1 protein-coding gene, 2 tRNA genes and 3 rRNA genes are annotated in these 6,335 nt (G+C 49.8%); all 6 read right to left on the bottom strand.

Annotated features, from left to right (window positions below; genetic code table 11):
* Window positions 1–251 (bottom strand): ComEA family DNA-binding protein (locus HMPREF3050_RS00135; RefSeq protein WP_070512400.1); only part of this gene is annotated, 251 nt, incomplete at its 3' end.
* Between the two features lie 349 nt (window positions 252–600).
* A 5S ribosomal RNA gene (gene rrf / locus HMPREF3050_RS00130) occupies window positions 601–714 on the bottom strand.
* 93 nt (window positions 715–807) lie between these two features.
* Window positions 808–3,699, bottom strand: a 23S ribosomal RNA gene (locus tag HMPREF3050_RS00125).
* A gap of 430 nt (window positions 3,700–4,129) precedes the next feature.
* Window positions 4,130–4,205 (bottom strand) — tRNA-Ala (locus HMPREF3050_RS00120).
* Between the two features lie 5 nt (window positions 4,206–4,210).
* Window positions 4,211–4,287: transfer RNA gene (locus HMPREF3050_RS00115), tRNA-Ile, on the bottom strand.
* Window positions 4,288–4,388: 101 nt separating this feature from the next.
* Window positions 4,389–5,929, bottom strand: a 16S ribosomal RNA gene (locus HMPREF3050_RS00110).
* Together the 16S, 23S and 5S rRNA genes with 2 tRNA genes alongside form the textbook arrangement of a ribosomal RNA operon.
* Between the last annotated feature and the right edge of the window lie 406 nt (window positions 5,930–6,335).

Raw genomic sequence — 6,335 nt, 5'->3', positions numbered from 1 at the left:
GCCGGGGCGACGGTTGCTTCCGCCTTCAGTTTGGAGAAGATGCCCTCACCGATACCTTTGACGTTTTTCAACTCCTCGACCGATTTGAAGGCACCATGTTGTTGACGGTAGTCCACGATGGCTTTGGCTTTGGCAGGGCCGATACCGGGCAGGGCTTCCAACTCGGACGGGGAAGCGGTATTGATGTTGACGGCGGCCAGCGACAGCGAAGCGGTCAGCAGGGAGAGGGCGGCAAAGAGGAATTTTTTCATAAGAAGGTACTCCATAGTTTGTGAATGCGGATGATGCCTGTGTGTGCGGCACCGTAAAATAGTTGGCTATCATATCCGTCTTACCGTTTCCGTTCAAACGATACCTGAAGATTTCTTAGTTTACTATCTCTTTATGTATTGATTCTGCAACATCCCTATTCTACCCGCCCCCTCCCTATCCGTCACATTTACCCGCTGCGCTATCGTCGCACCCACCTATCTCCACTCGTGAGCAGTAAGCCATAGCAAGAAGGCAAGGAACGGCAATGACGAGTTTCAAGTAAAGATATGAATAAAATATAAGGTAAAAGTAAAAGCCCCCGACATCTGTCGGGGGCTTAGAATAGGTGTTTGGCAGTGACCTACTTTCGCATGGAAGAACCACACTATCATCGGCGCTGAGTCGTTTCACGGTCCTGTTCGGGATGGGAAGGCGTGGGACCAACTCGCTATGGCCGCCAAACTTAAACTGTACAAATCGGTAAAGCCTTAATCAATATATTCGGTGATGACTGAATCAGTCAGTAAGCTTTTTATTTGAAGTTCTTCAAATGATAGAGTCAAGCCTCACGAGCAATTAGTATGGGTTAGCTTCACGCGTTACCGCGCTTCCACACCCCACCTATCAACGTCCTGGTCTCGAACGACTCTTTAGTGCGGTTAAACCGCAAGGGAAGTCTCATCTTCAGGCGAGTTTCGCGCTTAGATGCTTTCAGCGCTTATCTCTTCCGAACTTAGCTACCCGGCTATGCAACTGGCGTTACAACCGGTACACCAGAGGTTCGTCCACTCCGGTCCTCTCGTACTAGGAGCAGCTCCCGTCAAACTTCCAACGCCCACTGCAGATAGGGACCAAACTGTCTCACGACGTTTTAAACCCAGCTCACGTACCACTTTAAATGGCGAACAGCCATACCCTTGGGACCGACTACAGCCCCAGGATGTGATGAGCCGACATCGAGGTGCCAAACTCCGCCGTCGATATGAACTCTTGGGCGGAATCAGCCTGTTATCCCCGGAGTACCTTTTATCCGTTGAGCGATGGCCCTTCCATACAGAACCACCGGATCACTATGTCCTGCTTTCGCACCTGCTCGACTTGTCGGTCTCGCAGTTAAGCTACCTTTTGCCATTGCACTATCAGTCCGATTTCCGACCGGACCTAGGTAACCTTCGAACTCCTCCGTTACTCTTTGGGAGGAGACCGCCCCAGTCAAACTGCCTACCATGCACGGTCCCCGACCCGGATTACGGGTCTGGGTTAGAACCTCAAAGACACCAGGGTGGTATTTCAAGGACGGCTCCACAGAGACTGGCGTCTCTGCTTCTAAGCCTCCCACCTATCCTACACAAGTGACTTCAAAGTCCAATGCAAAGCTACAGTAAAGGTTCACGGGGTCTTTCCGTCTAGCAGCGGGTAGATTGCATCTTCACAACCACTTCAACTTCGCTGAGTCTCGGGAGGAGACAGTGTGGCCATCGTTACGCCATTCGTGCGGGTCGGAACTTACCCGACAAGGAATTTCGCTACCTTAGGACCGTTATAGTTACGGCCGCCGTTTACTGGGGCTTCGATCCGATGCTCTCACATCTTCAATTAACCTTCCAGCACCGGGCAGGCGTCACACCCTATACGTCCACTTTCGTGTTAGCAGAGTGCTGTGTTTTTAATAAACAGTCGCAGCCACCTATTCTCTGCGACCCTCCGAGGCTTACGGAGCAAGTCCTTAACCTTAGAGGGCATACCTTCTCCCGAAGTTACGGTATCAATTTGCCGAGTTCCTTCTCCCGAGTTCTCTCAAGCGCCTTAGAATTCTCATCCTGCCCACCTGTGTCGGTTTGCGGTACGGTTCGATTCAAACTGAAGCTTAGTGGCTTTTCCTGGAAGCGTGGTATCGGTTACTTCATGTCCTTAGACACTCGTCATCACTTCTCGGTGTTAAGAAGACCCGGATTTGCCTAAGTCTTCCACCTACCGGCTTAAACAAGCTATTCCAACAGCTTGCTAACCTAACCTTCTCCGTCCCCACATCGCATTTGAATCAAGTACAGGAATATTAACCTGTTTCCCATCGACTACGCATTTCTGCCTCGCCTTAGGGGCCGACTCACCCTACGCCGATGAACGTTGCGTAGGAAACCTTGGGCTTTCGGCGAGCGGGCTTTTCACCCGCTTTATCGCTACTCATGTCAACATTCGCACTTCTGATACCTCCAGCACACTTTACAATGCACCTTCATCAGCCTACAGAACGCTCCCCTACCATGCCAGTAAACTGGCATCCGCAGCTTCGGTTATAGATTTGAGCCCCGTTACATCTTCCGCGCAGGACGACTCGACCAGTGAGCTATTACGCTTTCTTTAAATGATGGCTGCTTCTAAGCCAACATCCTGGCTGTCTGGGCCTTCCCACTTCGTTTACCACTTAATCTATCATTTGGGACCTTAGCTGGCGGTCTGGGTTGTTTCCCTCTTGACAACGGACGTTAGCACCCGCTGTCTGTCTCCCGAGGAACCACTTGATGGTATTCTTAGTTTGCCATGGGTTGGTAAGTTGCAATAACCCCCTAGCCATAACAGTGCTTTACCCCCATCAGTGTCTTGCTCGAGGCACTACCTAAATAGTTTTCGGGGAGAACCAGCTATCTCCGAGTTTGTTTAGCCTTTCACCCCTATCCACAGCTCATCCCCGCATTTTGCAACATGCGTGGGTTCGGTCCTCCAGTACCTGTTACGGCACCTTCAACCTGGCCATGGATAGATCACTCGGTTTCGGGTCTACACCCAGCAACTGTTCGCCCTATTAAGACTCGGTTTCCCTACGCCTCCCCTATTCGGTTAAGCTCGCTACTGAATGTAAGTCGTTGACCCATTATACAAAAGGTACGCAGTCACACCACATGGGTGCTCCCACTGTTTGTATGCATCAGGTTTCAGGTTCTATTTCACTCCCCTCCCGGGGTTCTTTTCGCCTTTCCCTCACGGTACTGGTTCACTATCGGTCGATGATGAGTATTTAGCCTTGGAGGATGGTCCCCCCATATTCAGACAGGATTCCACGTGTCCCGCCCTACTTTTCGTACGCTTAGTACCACTGTTGAGATTTCGAATACGGGACTATCACCCACTATGGTCAAGCTTCCCAGCTTGTTCTTCTATCTCGACAGTTATTACGTACAGGCTCCTCCGCGTTCGCTCGCCACTACTTGCGGAATCTCGGTTGATTTCTTTTCCTCCGGGTACTTAGATGGTTCAGTTCTCCGGGTTCGCTTCTCTAAGTCTATGTATTCAACTTAGGATACTGCACAGAATGCAGTGGGTTTCCCCATTCGGACATCGCGGAATCATAGCTTTATTGCCAGCTCCCCCACGCTTTTCGCAGGCTTACACGTCCTTCGTCGCCTATCATCGCCAAGGCATCCACCTGATGCACTTATTCACTTGACTCTATCATTTCAAGAACTTCTCTGACTTTGCCTGACATTCCGTTGACTAGAACATCAAACTTGAATTTCCTACTCTGATAAAGCTTACTGCTTGTTGTGTCTTAATCCCGCCTTTTGTCTTTCGGGATTAAGTCGATACAATCATCACCCAAATACTGTACCTGTTTTTCTTTTCCTATTCAGGAGACAACTGACCGTTTGCAATCAGTCAATCATCAAAAACAGACACATTGTCTTTGTTTGTTGATTTCGGCTTTCCAATTTGTTAAAGATCGATGCGTTCAATATTGCTATTTACTTCGCAAATCAAAATGAGCTGATTATTATAGCAGCCTTTCTTTTTCCGTCAAACTGATTCGTCAGCAGACTTCTCTTTAGAAAAAAAGAAAGCAGTTACACTGCCTTTTAACTCGCTTTGATTTGGAAAGTATTGGTGGAGGCAAACGGGATCGAACCGATGACCCCCTGCTTGCAAAGCAGGTGCTCTACCAACTGAGCTATGCCCCCGTTCTTGGTGGGTCTGGGAGGACTTGAACCTCCGACCCCACGCTTATCAAGCGTGTGCTCTAACCAGCTGAGCTACAAACCCGGATTCTCTTCTTAAGCGAACCTTGTCTTCACTCAAGCATTCTTCCGCATCTTCTACAGTTTACCGATAAGTGTGAATGCGACAACCTCTTCTTTCTCTAGAAAGGAGGTGATCCAGCCGCAGGTTCCCCTACGGCTACCTTGTTACGACTTCACCCCAGTCATGAAGCATACCGTGGTAAGCGGGCTCCTTGCGGTTACCCTACCTACTTCTGGTATCCCCCACTCCCATGGTGTGACGGGCGGTGTGTACAAGACCCGGGAACGTATTCACCGCAGTATGCTGACCTGCGATTACTAGCGATTCCGACTTCATGCACTCGAGTTGCAGAGTGCAATCCGGACTACGATCGGTTTTGTGAGATTGGCTCCACCTCGCGGCTTGGCTACCCTCTGTACCGACCATTGTATGACGTGTGAAGCCCTGGTCATAAGGGCCATGAGGACTTGACGTCATCCCCACCTTCCTCCGGCTTGTCACCGGCAGTCTCATTAGAGTGCCCAACTTAATGATGGCAACTAATGACAAGGGTTGCGCTCGTTGCGGGACTTAACCCAACATCTCACGACACGAGCTGACGACAGCCATGCAGCACCTGTGTTACGGCTCCCGAAGGCACCCCTCCGTCTCTGGAGGGTTCCGTACATGTCAAGACCAGGTAAGGTTCTTCGCGTTGCATCGAATTAATCCACATCATCCACCGCTTGTGCGGGTCCCCGTCAATTCCTTTGAGTTTTAATCTTGCGACCGTACTCCCCAGGCGGTCGATTTCACGCGTTAGCTTCGCTACTAAGCAGTCATGCTGCCCAACAGCTAATCGACATCGTTTAGGGCGTGGACTACCAGGGTATCTAATCCTGTTTGCTACCCACGCTTTCGGGCATGAACGTCAGTGTTATCCCAGGAGGCTGCCTTCGCCATCGGTATTCCTCCACATCTCTACGCATTTCACTGCTACACGTGGAATTCTACCTCCCTCTGACACACTCTAGTCACCCAGTTCAGAACGCAGTTCCCAGGTTGAGCCCGGGGATTTCACATCCTGCTTAAGTAACCGTCTGCGCCCGCTTTACGCCCAGTAATTCCGATTAACGCTCGCACCCTACGTATTACCGCGGCTGCTGGCACGTAGTTAGCCGGTGCTTATTCTTCAGGTACCGTCATCAGACAGGGGTATTAACCCCGCCCTTTTCTTCCCTGACAAAAGTCCTTTACAACCCGAAGGCCTTCTTCAGACACGCGGCATGGCTGGATCAGGCTTGCGCCCATTGTCCAAAATTCCCCACTGCTGCCTCCCGTAGGAGTCTGGGCCGTGTCTCAGTCCCAGTGTGGCGGATCATCCTCTCAGACCCGCTACTGATCGTCGCCTTGGTAGGCCTTTACCCCACCAACTAGCTAATCAGATATCGGCCGCTCAAACAGCGCAAGGCCAAATGGTCCCCTGCTTTCTTCCTCAGAAAATATGCGGTATTAGCTAATCTTTCGATTAGTTATCCCCCACTGCTCGGTACGTTCCGATATGTTACTCACCCGTTCGCCACTCGCCACCCAAGAAGCAAGCTTCTCTGTGCTGCCGTCCGACTTGCATGTGTAAAGCATGCCGCCAGCGTTCAATCTGAGCCAGGATCAAACTCTTATGTTCAATCTCTAACTTTTTAACTTCTGGTCTGCTTCAAAGAAACCAACAGGACAATGTCTAAAACATCATCTTGTCTGTCTTTCAAACAGTGTGAGGCTGTCGCACTCACACTTATCGGTAATCTGTTTTGTTAAAGAGCGAAAACGAATTATAAAGCATTTCATCTCATTGTCAATCAAAACTTTTCTTAAAACCTCGAAAAATCAGACCAACTGTGATATACTTACCTGTTCGTTCAATCACCGCCAAAGCAGCGAAGAACCGAACTATACCCCTACCCTCAAAAACCGTCAACTCCTAAACCGCAAAAAATTCCACAAAACCTAACAACAACCTGAAATACAAAGACTTTTATTTCAAAATATTCTCAAACCAAACTCAATCAACAGCAAAGGTCGTCTGAAATCCC

It is taken from the genome of Neisseria sp. HMSC065D04 (assembly GCF_001815675.1).
Lineage (GTDB): Bacteria > Pseudomonadota > Gammaproteobacteria > Burkholderiales > Neisseriaceae > Neisseria.
This window is presented reverse-complemented; position numbering and strand designations above follow the sequence as displayed.